16 protein-coding genes are annotated in these 21,545 nt (G+C 51.8%); 6 read left to right on the top strand and 10 right to left on the bottom strand.

The window, feature by feature from the left end; translation table 11 throughout:
- Positions 1-93: 93 nt before the first annotated feature.
- Positions 94-756, top strand: coding sequence for a carbonate dehydratase (gene can / locus OGX98_RS23625; protein ID WP_045439892.1), 663 nt, complete (start codon positions 94-96; stop codon positions 754-756).
- 96 nt (positions 757-852) lie between these two features.
- Here can and hpt read toward each other — a convergent pair whose 3' ends face one another.
- Both hpt and cueO read right to left on the bottom strand, forming a co-directional pair.
- Entirely contained in the window at positions 853-1,389 is a 537-nt protein-coding gene (hpt, locus tag OGX98_RS23620) for a hypoxanthine phosphoribosyltransferase (RefSeq protein WP_003018658.1), read from the bottom strand.
- Between the two features lie 236 nt (positions 1,390-1,625).
- Positions 1,626-3,206, bottom strand: a complete 1,581-nt coding sequence (gene cueO, locus OGX98_RS23615) for a multicopper oxidase CueO (protein ID WP_200011471.1) — start codon at positions 3,204-3,206, stop codon at positions 1,626-1,628.
- 153 nt (positions 3,207-3,359) lie between these two features.
- Here cueO and OGX98_RS23610 point away from each other — a divergent pair, with 153 nt between their 5' ends.
- Positions 3,360-3,707: a YacC family pilotin-like protein gene (locus tag OGX98_RS23610; RefSeq protein WP_000846617.1), complete on the top strand. Its 348-nt coding sequence runs from the start codon at positions 3,360-3,362 to the stop codon at positions 3,705-3,707.
- Between the two features lie 61 nt (positions 3,708-3,768).
- Here OGX98_RS23610 and yacL read toward each other — a convergent pair whose 3' ends face one another.
- Both yacL and acnB read right to left on the bottom strand, forming a co-directional pair.
- On the bottom strand, positions 3,769-4,134 hold the full coding sequence (gene yacL, locus OGX98_RS23605) for a protein YacL (protein ID WP_045439883.1): 366 nt from the start codon (positions 4,132-4,134) through the stop codon (positions 3,769-3,771).
- A gap of 186 nt (positions 4,135-4,320) precedes the next feature.
- On the bottom strand, positions 4,321-6,918 hold the full coding sequence (gene acnB, locus OGX98_RS23600; protein WP_048222044.1) for a bifunctional aconitate hydratase 2/2-methylisocitrate dehydratase: 2,598 nt from the start codon (positions 6,916-6,918) through the stop codon (positions 4,321-4,323).
- Between the two features lie 432 nt (positions 6,919-7,350).
- Between acnB and OGX98_RS23595 the strand changes: the two genes are divergently transcribed.
- Entirely contained in the window at positions 7,351-8,937 is a 1,587-nt protein-coding gene (locus OGX98_RS23595; RefSeq protein ID WP_200042197.1) for a DUF3300 domain-containing protein, read from the top strand.
- A 10-nt stretch (positions 8,938-8,947) separates the two neighbouring features.
- The gene (locus tag OGX98_RS23590; RefSeq protein ID WP_225760471.1) at positions 8,948-9,742 is read left to right on the top strand and encodes a DUF2950 family protein; all 795 of its coding nucleotides are present in this window, start codon (positions 8,948-8,950) and stop codon (positions 9,740-9,742) included.
- Between the two features lie 106 nt (positions 9,743-9,848).
- Here OGX98_RS23590 and lpdA read toward each other — a convergent pair whose 3' ends face one another.
- The 4 genes from lpdA to pdhR form a co-directional block, all read right to left on the bottom strand.
- Positions 9,849-11,273: a dihydrolipoyl dehydrogenase gene (gene lpdA / locus OGX98_RS23585; protein WP_045439872.1), complete on the bottom strand. Its 1,425-nt coding sequence runs from the start codon at positions 11,271-11,273 to the stop codon at positions 9,849-9,851.
- A gap of 175 nt (positions 11,274-11,448) precedes the next feature.
- Positions 11,449-13,338 (bottom strand): pyruvate dehydrogenase complex dihydrolipoyllysine-residue acetyltransferase, encoded by a 1,890-nt coding sequence (gene aceF / locus OGX98_RS23580; RefSeq protein WP_286595994.1) that lies wholly within the window; start codon positions 13,336-13,338, stop codon positions 11,449-11,451.
- 14 nt (positions 13,339-13,352) lie between these two features.
- Positions 13,353-16,016, bottom strand: a complete 2,664-nt coding sequence (gene aceE, locus OGX98_RS23575; protein ID WP_045439866.1) for a pyruvate dehydrogenase (acetyl-transferring), homodimeric type — start codon at positions 16,014-16,016, stop codon at positions 13,353-13,355.
- 165 nt (positions 16,017-16,181) lie between these two features.
- Complete coding sequence (gene pdhR, locus OGX98_RS23570; protein WP_286595993.1) at positions 16,182-16,946, bottom strand: pyruvate dehydrogenase complex transcriptional repressor PdhR; 765 nt, start codon at positions 16,944-16,946, stop codon at positions 16,182-16,184.
- A gap of 563 nt (positions 16,947-17,509) precedes the next feature.
- On the opposite strand from pdhR, the gene aroP reads away from it, so the two are divergent.
- Positions 17,510-18,883 (top strand): aromatic amino acid transporter AroP, encoded by a 1,374-nt coding sequence (aroP, locus tag OGX98_RS23565; protein ID WP_167493945.1) that lies wholly within the window; start codon positions 17,510-17,512, stop codon positions 18,881-18,883.
- Between the two features lie 59 nt (positions 18,884-18,942).
- Here the strand turns inward: aroP and ampE are convergent, their stop codons facing one another.
- Both ampE and ampD read right to left on the bottom strand, forming a co-directional pair.
- Positions 18,943-19,797 (bottom strand): beta-lactamase regulator AmpE, encoded by an 855-nt coding sequence (gene ampE / locus OGX98_RS23560; protein ID WP_048222048.1) that lies wholly within the window; start codon positions 19,795-19,797, stop codon positions 18,943-18,945.
- Positions 19,794-20,357, bottom strand: coding sequence for a 1,6-anhydro-N-acetylmuramyl-L-alanine amidase AmpD (ampD, locus tag OGX98_RS23555; protein WP_048222049.1), 564 nt, complete (start codon positions 20,355-20,357; stop codon positions 19,794-19,796). The genes ampE and ampD overlap by 4 nt, the downstream gene beginning before the upstream one ends.
- Before the next feature lie 87 nt (positions 20,358-20,444).
- On the opposite strand from ampD, the gene nadC reads away from it, so the two are divergent.
- Positions 20,445-21,338, top strand: a complete 894-nt coding sequence (gene nadC / locus OGX98_RS23550) for a carboxylating nicotinate-nucleotide diphosphorylase (RefSeq protein ID WP_045449439.1) — start codon at positions 20,445-20,447, stop codon at positions 21,336-21,338.
- Positions 21,339-21,545 lie beyond the last annotated feature (207 nt).

Raw genomic sequence — 21,545 nt, 5'->3', positions numbered from 1 at the left:
CTTACGTTCTGACATTTTATATATAGTTTAATTAATCCTGGAGTTACCCTATATTAGCCCATCGCATTTATTTGGCTTCGGGTCGAAACCTCCATGAAAGACATAGATACACTCATCAGCAACAATGCACTATGGTCAAAGATGCTGGTAGAAGAGGATCCCGGATTTTTTGAAACGCTGACGCATGCGCAGAATCCACGTTTTCTATGGATTGGATGTTCTGATAGTCGCGTTCCCGCGGAACGTTTAACCGGTCTTGAGCCGGGCGAATTATTTGTCCACCGTAATGTTGCCAATCTGGTTATTCATACCGATCTGAACTGTCTCTCTGTCGTTCAGTATGCGGTCGATGTGCTGGAAGTGGAACATATTATTATTTGTGGTCATTACGGATGCGGTGGCGTACAGGCAGCCATTGAAAATACGGAACTGGGACTGATTGATAACTGGTTGCTGCATATCCGCGATATCTGGTTTAAACACAGCTCTCTGCTGGGTGAGATGCCGCAGGAACGCCGTATTGATACACTGTGCGAACTGAACGTAATGGAACAGGTGTACAACCTGGGCCACTCAACAATTATGCGGTCCGCCTGGAAGCGTGGTCAGAAAGTTACCATTCACGGATGGGCTTACGGTATTCATGATGGTCTACTTCGCGATCTGGAAGTTACGGCCACCAGTCGTGAATCACTGGAACAACGCTACAGACAGGGTCTGTCTAACCTCAGTAAAAAACACATAAACCATAAATAACGCAGTATTGCCGGGCGGCGACTCCATCTTATCCGGCCTACGAGGTACATACCTGTAGACCGGATAAGCAGAGCGCCATCAGGCGCTCGCACAGAATTACTCGTCCAGCAGCACGACTTTGCCAACATATGGCAGGTGGCGATAACGCTGGGCATAGTCAATGCCGTAGCCGACAACGAACTCATCCGGGATAGAGAATCCGATAAACTCAACCGGGACATTCACTTCTCGACGGGAAGGTTTGTCCAACAGCGTACAGATCGCCAGCGATTTCGGCTCGCGCAGGCTAAGGATTTCACGCACTTTTGACAGCGTGTTGCCGGAGTCGATAATGTCTTCGACAATCAGCACATCCTTACCACGAATATCTTCATCCAGGTCTTTCAGGATTTTAACATCACGCGTGGTTGACATGCCGCTGCCGTAGCTGGAGGCGGTCATGAAATCGACTTCGTGGGAGACATGCACTTCACGGCACAGATCTGCCATAAACATAAACGAGCCACGTAACAGCCCGACCAGCACCATGTCACTGCCGCTGTCCTTGTAGCGTTCGTTAATCTGACGCCCGAGTTCAGCAATACGCGCTTTGATCTCCGCTTCCGGGATCATGACTTCTACAGTATGTTTCATAAAAAATATAACTCACTGATTTTTATCAGTTAACACATCATGCAAATCGAAAGAAAGCGCTTATGTTGATACACCGACTGACAGACGGTGGCTCGCACTAACCACAAAACTTGCGACAGCATACAAACAATTCAGTGGGTGAAGTATACCAGTAAAGAAGCCGCGTTCCTCTGATAGTTAGCAGGATTGTCGGTATGTTAATCGCCGGACGGTAATTCCATCCGGCAATGAAACCCTTACACAGTAAAGCCGAGCATCATACCAGTATCTTCATGCTCCAGCAGATGGCAGTGCGCCATGTAGGCATGTTCTTTTGGCGCGTCGTGGTCAAACTTCACCAGTACCTCGCTGACACCACCTTCGACACGTACTGTGTCCTTCCAGCCTGCGCGATGCGCGGCTGGCGCTTTACCGTTCTCTGACAAAATGCGGAACTGAGTACCGTGAATGTGGAACGGATGCAGCATCATGTCCCCTTGCCCGGAAATCACCCAGCGTTCATGCTGACCTTTCGTTGCCGCAAACATGGGTTTATTCATATCAAATGCCTGGCCATTGATCCGGTTGGCATTATGGAAATCAAACTTCCCGCCATGTTTCATATTACCCATATTACCGTGGTTCATATTACCGTGGTTCATACCGTCGTTATCCATATGCCCCATCATCTGCCCATGCCCCATTCCCGTCATGGCCTGTTCGCCATACTTCTGCATCAGCATTTGCATTCCCATCATGTCGAGCATCGGATCCATTGATAGTTGCAGTTTGCGCACAGTCAGGCCATCAAGCGAAGGCAGTGATGGCATTGTCGTCAGCGTATCCGGCAGCGTACCGGAAGCAGTAATAAGGAGCGGCTGAATGCGCATCACAGGATGCGGCTTATCAAATGGCGCTATAGCCATCCCCATTTGAGTCACGGGTAAGGTCAGCAGATCGAAGGCTTTACCGTCGCTAATATCCACCAGCACTTCAAAGCGTTCGCCCATCAGCATAGGAAGTTCAGTAACTTTAACCGGCTCAGCCAACAGTCCACCATCGCTGGCAATAACATACAGAGGGCGATTATCGCTGGCAGCCACGTTAAGCGAGCGAGCGTTACAACCGTTTAGCAAACGCAGACGTAACCACCCACGCGGCGCGGAATGCTGCGGATAAATTGCACCATTGGTCAGCAGCGTATCACCAAACCAACCCACGGCGGCTGTCATCATATCCAGTTGATAGTTAACTTGTCCGTCGGCAGAAAATTGTTTGTCCTGAATAATCACCGGAACATCATCAATTCCCCACTGCTTCGGCAACATCAGTTTGCGGATGTCATCGTCTTCAATCAGCACCAGTCCAGCCAGCCCCATCGCCACCTGACGGCCCGTTTTCCCGTGTTGGTGCGGGTGGAACCAGCAGGTTGCTGCCCGTTGATCGGGGATGAAGGTTACGGAACGTTTTCCGCCCGCCGGAATAATCCCTTGCGGGCCACCGTCGACTTCGCCAGGTATCTCCAGTCCGTGCCAGTGTAATGTGGTCTCTTCAGCCAACTGATTATAGATATCAACGGTCACCGACTTGCCTTTATGCAGTTTCACCGCAGGTCCAAGTAAATTACCGTTATATCCCCAGGTTGTAGCGGTTTTACCGCCGAAGGTCGATTGCCCAGCCTTAACGATCAGTTGCATACGATTAGAGGCATCCGCCGTTAACAGGTCTGGAACAGGCAACACGGGACGGTCGGCCGCAAAAACAGTACGACTCCAGAGAGGTAACGCTGACGCGACGCCCAGCGCCACGGAGTACTTTAAAAAGTCACGACGTTGCATAATCACTTCCTTATATTCAGCAGCTTAAGCAGGCTATCTTTTAAGCATAAGCCCTCCCCTTACGGGAAGGTCAAGTGAACGGCTGATAATAAAGGTCGTCGCTTCGCTCACAGTATGCTAACGTTTAATTTCCGTGATGCAGTGGTAGAAGCAATGAAGACGTTTTTCAGAACAGTGTTGTTCGGCAGCCTGATGGCCGTATGCGCAAACAGCTACGCGCTTAGCGAGTCCGAAGCCGAAGATATGGCCGATTTAACGGCAGTTTTTGTTTTTCTGAAAAATGACTGTGGATACCAGAATTTGCCCAACGGGCAGATCCGACGCGCACTGGTCTTTTTTGCCCAACAGAACCAGTGGGACCTCAGTAATTACGACACCTTCGATATGAAATCACTCGGTGAAGACAGTTATCGCGATTTGAGCGGTATTGGTATTCCGGTCGCAAAAAAATGCAAAGCGCTGGCACGAGATTCCCTGAGCCTGTTGGCCTACGTTAAATAATGTGAAGCCGGATGGCGGCACAAGTGCCTTATCCGGCAGGTAAAGACTCATCTGGCGTTAATCATTTCCCCTGCTGTACAAATTCGCGATATGCCGCCACGACCTGAAGAAAATCCTCTACGCCACACAGCGAAAAGCTCTCTTCGTCGTAGTAATTCATCCCTTCTTCCATTTCGTCGCCCGTGAACTCCAGTTGGTTGGCACGCACCATCACCTCTTCGCCATCCAGCCAGAGCGTGTATTCATGCCCTGCCCGTTGCCAGGAACGTTCACTGCCTTTTACCGCACGTGCCGCCTGTTCCACTTCATCAAGTAAGGCCAGGTTCTCTTTCACTTCTTCATTAAACCAGTGCCCCACTACTTCGTGGCCCATGGACATACGCACTTTTACCACTCCGGTAATATCGCGCAGAAATTCGTAATCCATAATGTGTTCCTCTACTCCCGGCAATGCGCCAATACCGCATTGCGCCTATGCTGTAATTATCGCAGCACAACGAAAGAAAAAAAGCAGAGCAGGCATAAGGATTGGAAATAAAAATGCCCGGTAACGCAAGGTTTACCGGGCATTGGTGAGTTTGTGCACAAAAATCAGGTGCAGCAGCTTATGGCGTTACACCGCCGTCTGGAAAATCACGCTATCCGCTTTCTCGGTGTACTGAGAAAGTTGGTCAAAGTTCAGATAACGGTAAGTATCCACGGCCGTTTTATCCACCTGTGCCACATAGTTCTGGTACTCTTCCGGCGTTGGCAGTTTACCAATAAGCGCCGCAACAGCCGCCAGCTCAGCAGAAGCCAGGAAGACGTTAGCACCAGTACCCAGACGGTTCGGGAAGTTACGGGTAGAGGTAGAAACTACCGTCGCGCCATCAGCCACACGCGCCTGGTTACCCATGCACAGTGAACAGCCAGGGATCTCGATACGCGCCCCGCTCTTACCAAAGACGCTGTAGTAGCCTTCTTCAGTCAATTGCGCGGCATCCATACGGGTTGGCGGAGCCACCCACAGGCGCGTCGGCAGTTGGCCTTTATGCGCATCCAGCAGTTTACCTGCCGCACGGAAGTGACCGATGTTAGTCATGCAGGAACCGATGAACACTTCGTCGATCTTCTCGCCCTGCACGTCAGACAGCAGACGCGCATCGTCCGGATCGTTCGGCGCGCACAGGATTGGCTCTTTGATATCAGCCAGATCGATATCGATCACTGCCGCATATTCGGCGTCAGCATCGCCTTCCAGCAGTTGCGGATCGGCCAGCCATTTTTCCATACCCTGAATACGACGCTCCAGCGTACGGCGATCGCCGTAACCTTCTGCGATCATCCACTTCAGCAGAACGATGTTAGAGCTGAGGTATTCAATGATCGGCTCTTTGTTCAGCTTGATGGTACAGCCCGCAGCGGAACGCTCAGCAGAGGCATCGGTCAGCTCAAACGCCTGTTCAACTTTCAGATCCGGCAGACCTTCGATTTCCAGAATGCGACCAGAGAAGATGTTTTTCTTACCTTTCTTCTCAACGGTCAGCAGACCCTGTTTGATCGCGTACAGCGGAATGGCGTGAACCAGGTCGCGCAGGGTGATACCCGGCTGCATTTTGCCTTTGAAACGCACCAGAACGGATTCCGGCATATCCAGTGGCATTACACCAGTCGCAGCAGCAAACGCTACCAGGCCAGAGCCTGCCGGGAAGGAGATACCGATCGGGAAACGGGTATGAGAGTCACCACCAGTACCCACGGTATCCGGCAGCAGCATGCGGTTCAGCCAGGAGTGGATAACACCATCGCCCGGACGAAGCGATACGCCGCCACGGTTCATGATGAAGTCAGGCAGTGTATGGTGCGTGGTCACGTCTACCGGCTTCGGATACGCCGCGGTATGACAGAACGACTGCATAACCAGATCTGAAGAAAAGCCCAGACACGCCAGATCTTTCAGTTCATCACGGGTCATTGGGCCGGTGGTATCCTGAGAACCTACGGAGGTCATCTTCGGTTCGCAGTACGCGCCCGGACGGACACCTTTCACGCCACAAGCGCGACCAACCATTTTCTGTGCCAGAGAGAAGCCACGGCTGCTTTCAGCCACATCTTTCGCCTGACGGAATACGTCGCTGTGCGGCAGACCAAGCGCCTCACGCGCTTTGGTTGTCAGGCCACGGCCGATAATCAACGGAATACGGCCACCGGCACGCACTTCGTCGATCAGTACTTCAGTTTTCAGCTCAAAGCTTGCCAGCAGTTCACCTGTTGCGTGGTTACGCACTTCACCTTTGAACGGGTAAACGTCAATCACATCGCCCATGTTCAGGTTAGACACATCGACTTCGATTGGCAGTGCGCCCGCATCTTCCATGGTATTGAAGAAGATGGGCGCAATTTTGCCGCCGAGACACAAACCGCCGCCGCGCTTGTTCGGGACATGAGGAATATCATCGCCCATGAACCACAACACGGAGTTGGTTGCAGATTTACGTGAAGAACCGGTGCCGACAACATCACCTACGTAAGCCAGCGGGTAACCTTTTTTCTGCAACTCTTCGATCTGTTTGATCGGGCCAACGCTGCCCGGCTGATCCGGCTCGATACCTTCACGGGCGTTTTTCAGCATTGCCAGAGCGTGCAGAGGGATATCCGGACGAGACCAGGCATCCGGCGCCGGGGACAGGTCATCGGTGTTGGTTTCACCCGTCACTTTAAACACGGTAACGGTGATTTTCTCAGCCAGTGCAGGCCGATTCAGGAACCATTCTGCATCGGCCCAGGATTGCATCACCTGCCTTGCATATTCGTTGCCTGCTTTGGCTTTCTCTTCTACATCATAGAAATTATCGAACATCAGCAGTGTTGAAGAGAGGGCTTTGGCGGCAATCGGCGCCAGTTTTGCATCATCCAGAGCATCAATCAGCGGATGAATGTTGTAACCACCCTGCATAGTACCCAGCAGTTCAATGGCTTTTTCTGGTGTCACCAGCGGGGAGGTTGTGTCGCCTTTCGCGACAGCGGCAAGAAAACCGGCTTTTACATAAGCGGCTTCATCTACGCCAGGAGGAACGCGGTTGATCAACAGGTCTAACAGGAATTCTTCTTCGCCCACAGGCGGGGTCTTCAGCAGCTCGACAAGTGCGGCCATTTGGGTTGCATCTAAAGGTTTTGGCACAATCCCAAGGGCGGCACGCTCAGCTACGTGCTTACGGTATTCTTCTAGCACGACGGTATCTCCTCGCTCTCATTGTCATATGCGGTAGGCGATTCTCTTCACGCTCCTGTGAGACAGCAGTTTGTAGGGTAAATGCCCGGTACCGCATAGGGCACAATAACAGGATTTTCATTAAGTGTTAATCTGTTTACAAAAAAGTAACATAAAAAATTGGCTGAATCGTTAAGAATGGTATAGCGGAAAGAAAGGGCAAAATTCGAGCACAAAAAACGCTGTGCAGCCGTAACTTGCAAGAGTGACCTTCCGAATATTCCAGCGGCTTTTCAACCATCAGATATAATTGTGTAATAAATGTTCACACTCTTTATCCGGACACTACGGGCGGTTTCCCAATAAAAGTCAAAACTGTAAAACACGGGTGATTGATACTCGCGGCAACAAGAACGCCTCACGGCACAACGCTTGTCTCGTTGGAGTCATTTTATGAAGTTGCCCATTAAGCCACACCTGCTCGTCCTTTTGTGCAGTGCCGGGCTGTTTGCCGCCTCAGGCGTAATGCTCGTCAAAAGTCGCACAACGGAACCTGCAGCTCCTGCGCCTGTCGAGCAAGCCCCTGCCGCAGCGGCCCCCGCAGCCGCGCCAGCCGATCAACCTGCACCGACCGTAACGCCAACATACTCCGCCGCGCAAATCGATCAGTGGGTTGCGCCAATTGCGCTCTATCCCGATGCGTTGTTGTCGCAAATATTGATGGCCTCAACCTACCCGGCCAACGTTATTCAGGCTGCGCAATGGTCGAAAGACAATCCCAAAATGCAGGGTGATGCCGCTATTCAGGCCGTAGCCGGACAACCGTGGGATCCTAGCGTGAAATCGCTGGTCGCGTTTCCTCAGTTGATGTCGCTGCTGGGAGAAAATCCGCCGTGGGTACAAAATCTGGGCGATGCTTTCCTCGCGCAACCAAAAGACGTCATGGATTCTGTTCAACGCCTGCGCTTACTGGCGCAGCAAACTGGTGCATTACAATCAACGCCGCAGCAGACTGTCACCACCGTGACAAAACCGGCACCCGCTAAAACCACCAGCAGCGAGTCGACAACAAGTACCACGACTACCACGACCAGCCCGACAGTTATCAAGATTGAGTCTGCCGACCCACAGGTGGTTTACGTCCCCACCTATAACCCAAACACAGTTTACGGGACCTGGCCAAACACCGCCTATCCGCCGACCTATTTACCGCCATCACCCGGCGAGCAATTTGGCAACAGCTTTGTTAACGGTCTGGGCTTCAGCCTCGGTGTGGCGACAACCTATGCAATCTTCAGCAACATCGACTGGGATGATGATGACGACGACTGGGATCACCACCACGATAATGATTACAACCACCATGGCAGTTATAACCGCAACGGTGATAACAACATCAATATCAACGTTGATAACTTCAATAAAATCAGTGGGCAGCGTCTGACTGATGCCAACCGCACCTGGCAGCATAATCCGGCCTATCGTGAAGGTGTACCGTACCCTAATAACCAGCTCAATAACCGTTTCCACTCCACCAACTCAGCGACCGGGCTCAGTGCTACACAGCAAAAACCAGTCAACCGTGATAGCCAGCGTCAGGCGGCCATGTCCCAAATGGAGAAATCGACGGGGAAAACATTCCCTCAAACAACGCGTCCGGGGACTAAAGATGCACAGCGCCTGGCTTCAAACCAACAGTTGAAGCAGATTTCCCAGCGTAATAACTATCGTGGTTACGACACAAAACCGCAAACCGCGAAGCGGACATCCTCACAACAGCGAGAGAACCGCCAGGCAACACCGCAGAGACAGGAAAAACGGGTTTCGCAAACGGCGCAACAACGCGGTCATCAACAGCGAAATATGCAACAACGAACCAGCCAGCCACGCGCCAATGCGTTAAGCGGCAATGATAGCCGTTCAGGAAGTTGGCAGGCACAGCAACAGCGAGGCGCCCAGAGCCGGCAAATATCCCGCAACCAGGCATCGCGCCAGGCACCAGCCGGGCGTACTGAACACCGTGAATTCCGTCATCGTTAAGGGAGCCGACATGAAAATACAATTACTCAGTGGGATAGTGCTGTTCATGGTTTCGTCCGTCGCGATGGCGCAACAACAATTCAGCACACCAGCTCAGGCAACCGATGCTCTGGTTAATGCCATCAGCGAGCAAAATGAAGGTGCCATGAGCAACCTGCTTGGGGAGAACTGGCGCGACTTTCTGCCGCCGGAAGGTGTGGATCCTGATGCCGTTGATCGCTTCCTGCGCGACTGGAAAGTGAAACATGACACCGTCATCAACGGTGATATGGCACATCTGATCGTCGGAGACAGTGACTGGCAGCTCCCAATCCCGGTGATCAAAACTGCCGATGGATGGCAATTTGATATGCAGGAAGCTGCCGAAGAGATCCAGACCCGCGAGATCGGTCGCAACGAGCTTGCCGCGATTGAAGCACTTCACGCGTATGTTGATGCGCAGCAAAGCTATTTTGCGATGAACCAGAAATATGCAAAGAAAATTGTCAGCTCAGATGGCAAAAAGGACGGTCTTTATTGGCCGGTAGCCCCCGGTGAAGCACCCAGCCCTCTGGGTCCCGCCTTCAGTCCACAGGAACCAGGTACGGGTTATCACGGTTATCATTTCCGCATACTTCCCGACAAAGCCAGTGGTTTTGCGATGATTGCCTGGCCCATCAGTTACAGTCATACCGGTGTAATGAGCTTTATTATTAGTGGGGATGATACGGTTTATCAGGCCAATCTTGGCGCAACATCCCAGCAGAAAGCGCAGGCAATGACCGAATTCAGCCCTGATAAATCCTGGCAACCTGTAGCGCCCTGAGTCTCCAGCACTTTGGCTATACGGATCTAAAGCGTCAGATTAGTTGCTGTTATGCTTCAGGCAAAAAAAACGCCTCCGAAGAGGCGTTTTCACAAAAGTGGGAAGATTATTTTTTCTTCGCTTTCGGGTTCGGCAGGTCGGTAATGCTACCTTCGAACACTTCTGCCGCCAGGCCCACAGACTCATGCAGAGTCGGGTGCGCGTGGATGGTCAGCGCGATATCTTCAGCATCACAGCCCATTTCGATCGCCAGACCGATTTCACCCAACAGCTCGCCGCCGTTGGTGCCGACAATCGCGCCACCGATAACACGGTGAGATTCTTTGTCGAAAATCAGTTTGGTCATACCGTCTGCGCAGTCGGAAGCGATAGCACGGCCAGAAGCAGCCCACGGGAAGGTGGCGGTTTCATAGCTGATGCCTTTTTCTTTCGCTTCTTTCTCAGTCAGGCCAACCCATGCAACTTCTGGTTCAGTGTACGCAATGGATGGGATAACTTTCGGATCGAAGTAGTGTTTCTTACCGGCGATAACTTCAGCAGCAACGTGACCTTCGTGAACACCTTTGTGCGCCAGCATCGGCTGACCGACGATATCGCCGATTGCAAAGATGTGCGGTACGTTGGTACGCAGTTGTTTGTCAACACGGATGAAACCACGGTCATCAACTTCCACGCCAGCTTTACCAGCGTCGAGGTTCTTACCGTTCGGCACACGACCGATAGCCACCAGCACGGCGTCATAACGCTGTGCTTCTGCCGGCGCTTTTTTGCCTTCCATGGAAACGTAAATACCGTCTGCTTTTGCTTCAACGGCAGTCACTTTGGTTTCCAGCATCAGGTTGAATTTCTTGCTGATACGTTTGGTGAAGACTTTAACCACGTCTTTATCGGCAGCCGGGATAACCTGGTCAAACATTTCAACCACGTCGATCTCTGAACCCAGCGCATGGTACACAGTACCCATTTCCAGACCGATGATACCGCCACCCATAACCAGCAGGCGTTTTGGTACGGTTTTCAGCTCCAGCGCGTCGGTGGAATCCCACACGCGCGGATCTTCATGCGGAATAAACGGCAGTTCGATCGGACGGGAACCCGCCGCGATGATCGCGTTGTCGAAGTTGATCACGGTTTTGCCGTTTTCGCCTTCAACTTCCAGGGTGTTCGCCCCGGTAAATTTACCCAGACCGTTTACCACTTTCACTTTACGGCCTTTGGCCATACCAGCCAGCCCGCCAGTCAGTTGGGTGATAACTTTTTCTTTCCAGGTACGAATCTTGTCGATATCGGTTTTCGGCTCGCCGAAAACAATACCGTGCTCTGCCAGTGCTTTGGCTTCTTCGATAACTTTTGCTACGTGCAACAGTGCTTTAGAAGGGATACAGCCGACGTTCAGACAAACACCACCGAGGGTGCTGTAACGTTCTACGATGACGGTCTCCAGACCTAAATCTGCGCAACGGAAGGCAGCAGAGTAACCTGCAGGGCCTGCCCCAAGTACCACGACCTGAGTTTTGATTTCAGTGCTCATCATGACCTCTTAATTTATACCCGTCGTCCACCGGGTCGTTCTATCCGCCAGTATTTTACAAAATTGTTAACAATTTTGAAACAACAAACGGCAACCGATTTGTCTTTCGCACAATAACCTCACTGACTTCATGAGATTACCAGAAAAAAGCCGGCCGTCGGGCCGGCTTTTTCGCTTACATCACCAGACGGCGAATGTCAGACAGCGTGTTGTTGATGATGGTGATAAAGCGAGCACCATCAGCACCGTCAATCACGCGGTGGTCGAAGGAGAGTGAAATCGGCATCATCAGACGCGGAGTAAACTCTTTACCGTTCCACACCGGTTCAATAGCAGACTTGGACACGCCGAGAATAGCCACTTCAGGCGCGTTCACAATCGGTGCGAAATGGGTAGTACCCAGGCCGCCGATGCTGGAGATAGTGAAGCAACCGCCCTGCATTTCGCCAGCAGTCAGCTTACCATCACGCGCTTTCTTGGAGATCGTAGTCAGTTCACGAGACAGCTCGGTAATGCTCTTCTTGTTCACGTCTTTAAAGACCGGAACGACCAGACCATTCGGGGTATCAACCGCAACACCGATGTTGATGTATTTCTTCAGCGTCAGCTTCTGGCCATCTTCGGACAGGGAGCTGTTAAAGCGTGGCATCTGCTCAAGAGCAGCGGCAACGGCTTTCATGATGAAGACAACCGGGGTGAATTTCACGTCCAGTTTACGTTTCTCAGCTTCGGCGTTCTGCTGTTTACGGAACGCTTCCAGATCGGTGATATCGGTTTTGTCGAAGTGAGTAACATGCGGGATCATCACCCAGTTACGGCTCAGGTTAGCACCAGAGATTTTCTGGATACGGCCCAGTTCCACTTCCTCGATTTCACCAAACTTGCTGAAGTCCACTTTCGGCCAAGGCAGCATGCCCGGAATACCGCCGCCAGCCGCAGCTGCCGGTGCAGATTCAGCGCGTTTAACCGCATCTTTCACGTAAGCCTGAACGTCTTCGCGCAGGATACGACCTTTACGGCCCGTTCCTTTCACTTTCGCCAGGTTCACACCAAATTCGCGCGCCAGGCGACGAATCAGCGGAGTCGCGTGGACGTAAGCATCGTTTTCTGCGAAGTCAGATTTACCTTCAGCTTTCGCCGCCGGAGCAGGTGCAGCAGCCTGTGCAGGTGCTGCGGCCGGAGCCGGGGCAGCGGCTTGTGCCGGAGCGGCAGCTGGTGCTGCGCCTTCTACTTCGAAGATCATAATCAGAGAACCGGTTTTCACTTTGTCGCCAGTACTGATTTTGATTTCTTTAACGGTACCCGCGAACGGAGCCGGCACTTCCATAGACGCTTTGTCACCTTCAACGGTGATCAGTGACTGCTCAGCGGCAATTTTATCGCCCACTTTCACCATCACTTCGGTCACTTCAACTTCGTCACCGCCGATGTCCGGTACATTAACTTCTTTAGAACCCGTGGCAGCCGGAGCCGCCGCTGCGGCTGGTGCAGCAGCCTGAGCCGGAGCAGCTGCAGGCGCGCTGCCTGCTACTTCGAAGACCATGATCAGGGAGCCGGTAGACACTTTGTCGCCATTGCTGATTTTGATCTCTTTCACGGTGCCCGCGAACGGTGCCGGGACTTCCATAGAGGCTTTGTCGCCTTCTACAGTAATCAGAGACTGTTCAGCCGCAACGGTGTCGCCCACTTTGACCATGATCTCAGTGACTTCAACTTCGTCACCGCCGATGTCCGGTACGTGTACATCTTTCGCTGCCGCAGCAGCAGGAGCAGCTGCAGGAGCGGCTTCTTTCTTCTCTTCTGCCGGAGCAGGTGCAGCAGCTGCTGCACCGTCGGCGGAATCGAAAATCATGATCAGTTTGCCGGTCTCAGTTTTATCGCCAACAGAGACTTTAATCTCTTTAACGATACCCGCCTGAGGGGACGGAACTTCCATAGAGGCTTTGTCGCCTTCTACGGTGATCAGCGACTGTTCAGCTTCAACTTTGTCGCCCACTTTGACCAGGATCTCGGTGATTTCAACTTCATCAGCCCCGATGTCCGGTACATTGATTTCGATAGCCATTATTCTTTTACCTCTTACGCCAGACGCGGGTTAACTTTATCTGCATCGATATTGAATTTAGTGATAGCGTCAGCAACCACTTTCTTATCGATTTCGCCACGTTTAGCCAGTTCGCCCAGTGCCGCTACAACCACATAAGAAGCGTCAACTTCGAAGTGGTGACGCAGGTTTTCACGGCTGTCAGAGCGACCGAAGCCGTCAGTACCCAGTACACGGTAATCATCAGCCGGTACGTAAGTACGAACCTGTTCGGCAAACAGTTTCATATAGTCAGTAGATGCTACAGCCGGCGCGTCGTTCATCACCTGAGCAATGTACGGAACGCGTGGGGTTTCCAGCGGATGCAGCATGTTCCAGCGCTCACAATCCTGGCCATCACGCGCCAGTTCAGTGAAGGATGTGACGCTATACACGTCAGAACCTACGCCGTAGTCGTTCGCCAGGATCTGCGCTGCTTCACGTACGTGACGCAGAATAGAACCGGAGCCCAGCAGCTGAACTTTACCTTTGCTACCTTCGAGGGTTTCGAGTTTGTAGATACCTTTACGGATACCTTCCTCGGCACCTGCTGGCATTGCCGGCATGTGGTAGTTTTCGTTCAGCGTGGTGATGTAGTAGTAAACGTTCTCTTGTTTCTCGCCGTACATGCGCTCCAGACCATCATGCATGATGACTGCAACTTCGTACGCGTAAGATGGATCGTAAGAGATACAGTTCGGGATAGTCAGAGACTGAATATGGCTGTGACCATCTTCGTGCTGCAGACCTTCACCGTTCAGCGTTGTACGACCGGAAGTACCACCGATCAGGAAGCCGCGCGCCTGCTGATCGCCCGCCTGCCAGCACAGGTCGCCGATACGCTGGAACCCGAACATGGAGTAGTAAATGTAGAACGGGATCATCGGCAGATCGTTGGTGCTGTAAGAGGTCGCAGCAGCCAACCAGGACGCGCCGGCACCCAGTTCGTTGATACCTTCCTGCAGGATCTGACCTTTCTCGTCTTCTTTGTAGTAAGCAACCTGCTCACGGTCCTGCGGAGTGTACTGCTGGCCGTTCGGGCTGTAGATACCGATCTGGCGGAACAGACCTTCCATACCGAAAGTACGTGCTTCGTCGGCGATGATCGGCACCAGACGATCTTTGATCGACTTGTTCTTCAGCATCACGTTCAGGGCACGAACGAAAGCGATAGTGGTGGAGATTTCTTTGTTCTGCTCTTCCAGCAGCGCACCGAAGTCTTCCAGAGCCGGCAGCTCCAGTTTCTCGGTGAAGTTCGGCTGACGAGCCGGCAGGTAACCGTGCAGTTTCTGACGCTGAGCGTGCAGATAGGTATGCTCTTCAGAACCTTCAGGGAAGGTAATGTAAGACAGGTTTTCAACCTGCTCATCGGTTACAGGAACGTTAAAACGGTCGCGGATGTAACGCACGCCGTCCATGTTCATTTTCTTAACCTGGTGCGCGATGTTTTTACCTTCAGCGGTGTCACCCATGCCGTAACCTTTGATGGTATGGGCGAGGATTACAGTTGCTTTGCCTTTGGTTTCCTGCGCTTTTTTCAGTGCTGCGTAGACTTTCTTCGGATCGTGACCACCACGGTTCAGAGCCCAAATCTGCTCGTCAGTCCAGTCAGCAACCAGTGCTGCGGTTTCCGGGTATTTACCGAAGAAGTGCTCACGAACGTAAGCGCCATCTTTGGATTTGAAGGTCTGGTAGTCGCCATCAACGGTTTCGTTCATCAGCTGGATCAGTTTACCGCTGGTGTCTTTACGCAGCAGCTCATCCCAACGACCGCCCCACATGACTTTGATCACGTTCCAGCCAGCGCCCGCGAAGATGCCTTCCAGTTCGTTAACAATCTTGCCGTTACCGGTGACCGGGCCGTCAAGACGCTGCAGGTTACAGTTGATAACAAAGACCAGGTTGTCCAGTTTTTCACGGGTCGCGATGGTGATCGCACCTTTAGATTCTGGCTCATCCATCTCGCCGTCGCCCAGGAAGGCGTAAACGGTTTGTTTGGAGGTATCTTTCAGACCACGGTGTTCCAGATACTTCAGGAATTTAGCCTGGTAGATAGCACCGATTGGACCCAGACCCATAGAAACGGTCGGGAACTGCCAGAATTCTGGCATCAGTTTCGGGTGCGGGTAGGAAGACAGGCCTTTGCCATGAACTTCCTGGCGGAAGTTGTTCATCTGCTCTTCAGTCAGACGACCTTCCAGGAATGCGCGTGCATAGATGCCCGGAGAGATGTGGCCCTGGAAGTAAATCAGGTCGCCGCCATCCTGCTCGTTGCGTGCACGGAAGAAATGGTTGAAGCAAACATCATATACCGTTGCGGAGGACTGGAAGGATGCCATGTGGCCACCCAGCTCGAGGTCCTTTTTAGACGCACGCAGTACGGTCATGATGGCGTTCCAGCGGATAGCAGAACGAATACGACGCTCCAGCTCCAGATTGCCCGGGTATTCCGGTTCATCTTCAACGGCAATAGTGTTTATATAATTGCTGGCCCCTGCACCTGCCGCTACTTTCACGCCGCCTTTGCGGGCTTCTGAAAGCAGTTGGTCGATCAGATACTGAGCACGCTCAACACCTTCTTCACGGATGACCGATTCGATCGCCTGTAGCCAGTCGCGAGTTTCGATCGGATCCACGTCATTTGGGAAACGTTCTGACATGGGGGTATTCCTTATCTATCTAGTACGTTGAGTTATCTGGAACCTGTCCCATTGTGTTCTTGCTCGCAAGAGCACAATAAGACAGGTTCTGCGTTTAGTTGCCGCGCACTTTAATTGGCGCATGATTTACAACATCTTCTGGTTAACTTTCTGCCAGAAAAATCACTAATTCTTTCGTTGCTCCAGACGGCGTAAGGCGCGTTCACGACGGCTTTCCTCACGACTTCTGTCCAGCAAAATTTCTTCGATAAACGCCAGATGACAGTGGGACGCTTCGCGTGCCTCTTCTGGCTTACCGGCAATAATTGCCTCAAAAATACGGGTGCGGTGACTGCTAACCAGTGGCAGCATTTCCCGACGCGCATACAGCAATTCAAAGTTTTGGCGGACGTTCTGGGCCAACATGGGCTCCATACACCTTAGCAAATGGAGGAGCACTACATTGTGTGCCGCCTCAGTGACAGCAATTTGATACTGGAGAACCGCATCAGACTCGCCGTCAAGATCGCCGGACTGTTGAGCAAGCTCGATTGCATGGTGGAGTTCACGGATACGCGTTTTATCTTCATCCGTGCTGCGCAGTGCTGCGTAATATGCAGCAATACCTTCCAGCGCATGACGCGTCTCAAGCAGGTCAAACTGGGATTCAGGATGGTCGGAGAGCAGTTCGACCAGTGGGTCGCTAAAGCTCTGCCACAGGCTACTCTGCACAAAAGTGCCACCGCCCTGACGACGAAGCAGCAAACCCTTCGCTTCAAGGCGTTGGATCGCCTCGCGTAAAGAGGGGCGGGATACGTCGAACTGTTTTGCCAGCTCGCGTTCCGGTGGGAGTTTTTCTCCGGGGCGAAGTGTCCCCTCAAGAATTAAAAACTCCAGCTGCTGCTCAATCACATCGGAGAGTTTTGGTTGGCGGATTTTGCTGTAGGCCATGATTTCCTGTCTTAAGCCATTTGCCCGAAGTCAATTGGTCTTACCAATTTCATGTTCTTGACGCTAAAGTAACAAAGTATTCACCTTCTGTCCATACAGGTTTTGATTGAAATCAGTAAAGCGGGCACATTTTAACAACATTACAGAAATAACGTTTCAAACATGTAACTATGCACAAATGTTAAATTTACCCATCACGGAGTAGTTTTAACGTAATTGAAACGAAAAAATATCTTATCTGAACCGATTCAACTCTCAATTTATCGATTTTGTAAGCACAATTTTCGAATAAAAATTCATATCGGAAATTTTGTGGTAGATAATCCTGCGTTTACAAATGGTTTCTTTTTATTCAACTCGTCATCCCCCCTTCATAAAGCAGGTGCATTCGCGTCCGCATAACATTATTCTGTCCAGGACAAAAGTATTTAGGCAACATTTTACCGACCACTGCCGTAAACAAAACAATACAACAAACGGAATTGCAAACTTACACACGCGTCACTGCGTGGTTCAAAAAATAGGTACTCGAATATAAAGAGTAAAACCACACACGAGGTTTCATGATGGAAAGTCAACAGCATGGCGATCAGCTAAAGCGCGGCCTTAAAAACCGCCATATACAGCTTATCGCGCTGGGTGGCGCGATAGGCACCGGGTTATTCCTCGGGAGCGCATCCGTTATTCAGTCTGCAGGGCCGGGTATTATTCTGGGTTACGCTATCGCCGGCTTTATTGCCTTTTTGATAATGCGTCAGTTGGGTGAAATGGTGGTTGAAGAGCCAGTTGCAGGCTCCTTCAGCCACTTTGCTTATAAATATTGGGGCGGTTTCGCAGGTTTTTCCTCCGGCTGGAACTACTGGGTACTGTACGTACTGGTTGCCATGGCCGAGTTGACTGCCGTCGGGAAATACATTCAGTTCTGGTGGCCAGAAATTCCAACCTGGGTTTCTGCTGCGGTCTTTTTCGTTGCTATCAACGCCATCAACCTGACCAACGTTAAAGTGTTCGGTGAGATGGAGTTCTGGTTCGCCATTATTAAAGTCATTGCGGTCGTGGCGATGATCCTGTTCGGCGGCTGGTTGCTGTTTAGCGGCAACGGTGGCCCGCAGGCCAGCGTCAGTAACTTGTGGGATCAAGGTGGCTTCCTGCCACACGGTTTCACCGGTCTGGTCATGATGATGGCCATTATCATGTTCTCCTTCGGTGGACTTGAGCTGGTTGGCATCACGGCTGCAGAAGCGGATAACCCGGAACAAAGCATCCCCAAAGCGACCAACCAGGTTATTTACCGTATCCTGATTTTCTACGTAGGCTCCCTGGCCGTTCTGCTCTCTTTGATGCCGTGGACGCGTGTGACAGCAGATACCAGCCCGTTCGTACTGATCTTCCACGAACTGGGAGACACATTCGTCGCTAATGCGCTGAACGTCGTGGTGCTGACCGCTGCTCTTTCTGTTTATAACAGCTGTGTATATTGCAACAGTCGTATGCTGTTCGGTCTGGCTCAGCAGGGTAATGCGCCAAAAGTACTGATGAGCGTGGATAAACGCGGTGTACCAGTCAACACGATCCTGGTCTCTGCGCTGGTTACGGCTTTATGCGTACTGATTAACTATCTGGCACCGGAATCCGCATTTGGTTTACTGATGGCACTGGTGGTTTCTGCACTGGTGATCAACTGGGCAATGATCAGCCTCGCGCACATGAAGTTCCGCAAAGCGAAACAACAACAGGGCGTTGCCACCCGCTTCCCGGCGCTGTTCTATCCGATGGGTAACTGGATCTGCCTGATTTTCATGGCAGCTGTACTGGTGATTATGCTGATGACACCAGGCATGGCAATCTCTGTTTACCTGATCCCGGTGTGGATTGCCATTCTTGGTATTGGCTATCTGTGCAAACAAAAAACAGCCAGGGCTGTTAAAGCGCATTAATTATACCCCCTACCTGCATAAGGTAGGGGGGATTACCTACGCCGTCCGGCAACAATACGTTAAATCAACGTCCCGTAAATCGTCAGCAGCGCAATAACGACCACCACTACGAACGAAGTTTTCTTGGCCATTGAAACAGCGGCTTTAGGTGTTTCTACTTTATCGGTGTGAGATTCACGCGCCAGCGAGAACTGCGCCAGGCGAGTTAACACCTGATATTGCGAAGTATGCAGATCTCCCAGCGAGGCAAACCAGGCAGGTAGCGCCTTTTCACCATGCCCCAGCAACGCATAGACCACACCGGCAAGACGTACCGGGATCCAATCCAGCACATGCAGAATCGCATCAATACCCGATTGTAAACGCTGATGAGGTGTTTGATAACGCGCCAACCAGGACTGCCACGCGCGCAGAAAAGCATAGCCTACCAGCGTCACCGGCCCCCACGGGCCACCAACGATCAACCAGAATAACGGCGCCAGGTAAAAGCGAAAATTGTTCCATAACAGCGCATTTTGCAGTTCACGCAAAAACTCACGCTCATCACAGTCCGGTGGAACACCATGGATAAGCGTGAGTTCGCTGGCCATCGCCTCACGGGCATGTGCATCATTACGCGAAGCCGCATTCAGGTATGCATGGTAATGAAGACGAACCTTACCTGCGCCAATGCACAGCAAGCCAATTGAGATCCAAACCACCAGCAGCGGGACATTAAACAGCAGCCCATGCAGGGCTCGCAGCAGCAAAAACGTCACCGCCATCGCGATAATTGTCATTCCTGATGTGCGCGCCATAGAAAAATGTTTTATCCGGCGGAAGAAGGCTTCGAGCCTGTGGTCAAGCTGCCAGTGTTCACCCAGCTTAAACAGGCGTTCAACCATCAACACCAGTAATGTTGTAAACAGCGTCATGTCATCTCCTTGTGTGACGAGGGGGTGACCAGGGCGCGAAACCTTGCCCAGTCAAAAGACGGACCGGGATCGGTCTTACGCTCAGGCGCAATATCACAATGCCCGGTTATGTTACTGGCAATTTCCGGATAACGCTGAATCAGAGCATGCGTAACGGCTGCCAGTTGCTGGTACTGCGCATCGGTATAGGCCAGCGTATCCGTTCCCTCCAGCTCAATACCAATCGAAAAGTCATTACAGCGTTCACGTCCCTGATAGTTCGATACACCTGCATGCCAGGCGCGTTTATTAAAAGGGACATACTGCACAATCTCGCCGTCGCGACGAATCAGACAATGGGCAGAAACGCGCAAATGGGCGATCTCTGCAAAAAAAGGGTGGGCATTGGGATCAATTGTTCCAGTGAATAACGCGTCTATCCACGGACCACCAAATTCACCAGGCGGCAGACTGATGTTATGAACCACCAGCAAAGAAGGGGTTTCGTCGTCCGGGCGGCAATCGTAATGTGGAGAAGGAACGCGTCGTGCCTCAGCCAGCCAGCCCTCATCTAACAACATGCAGAATCTCCTTATTGGTGGTGCTCATATCAGGTTCAGGGTAGCATGTTTCTACCTTATGATTCGTTAGCAATTTGGAGTTTTATCATGCCGCCTCGCCGCTATAACCCTGACTACCGACGTGACGCGCTGTTGGAACGCATAAACCTCGATATCCCTGCTGCTGTTGCCCAGGCACTGTGCGAAGATTTAGGTGGGGAAGTTAATGCCAATAACGATATCACCGCGCAACTTTTGCCTGAGGATATGCGTTCCCACGCTACCGTAATTACGCGTGAAGATGGCGTTTTTTGTGGAAAACGCTGGGTGGAAGAGGTCTTTATTCAGCTTGCTGGCGATGATGTAAGCGTCACCTGGCATGTCGAAGATGGCGACAGTATTAAAGCTAATCAGCCGCTGTTTGAACTGGACGGTCCTTCCCGTGTATTGCTTACAGGTGAACGCACCGCGCTCAATTTTGTGCAAACGCTGTCCGGTGTCGCCAGCGTGGTGCGCAGTTACGTCGACCTGCTGGCAGGGACAAATACCCAACTTCTCGATACGCGTAAAACCCTGCCGGGACTCCGGACAGCGCTGAAATATGCCGTACTATGCGGCGGCGGCGCAAATCATCGACTAGGGCTTTCGGATGCATTCCTGATTAAAGAAAACCACATTATTGCTTCCGGATCGGTACGTCAGGCTGTCGAAAAAGCCTTCTGGCTGCATCCGGACGTACCGGTCGAAGTCGAAGTTGAAAATCTGGATGAACTGGACGACGCGCTGAAAGCTGGGGCGGACATTATCATGCTGGACAATTTTGAGACCGATCAAATGCGCGAAGCGGTTAAACGCACCAACGGCCAGGCCCGTCTGGAAGTCTCAGGGAACGTCACCCACGAAACGCTACGCGAATTTGCCGAAACCGGCGTGGATTTCATCTCCGTAGGTGCACTGACAAAGCACGTTCGCGCCCTCGATCTCTCTATGCGTTTTCGTTAATAGCAAAGTGTATTGCCCGATGGCGCTTCGCGTATCGGGCCTTCTTCCCCGCTTATTCGGCAATTTCTTCGAGCCTTTTCGCAAATACGCCATCTTGCGTTGAAAGAAATATAGATATCTCTGAACCCACCTTCCCGTTTTGTTTTTTGCCTCTCGCAAACGCTCCCTCCTGTTTGCCAAAGTAGCGCCAGCTAACTCAAGGAGAGA

Source organism: Citrobacter sp. Cm046, assembly GCF_030333065.1.
GTDB classification, from domain to species: domain Bacteria; phylum Pseudomonadota; class Gammaproteobacteria; order Enterobacterales; family Enterobacteriaceae; genus Citrobacter; species Citrobacter murliniae.
Note: the sequence above shows the minus strand (reverse complement) of the source record. Positions and strands in the feature narration are given on the sequence as shown.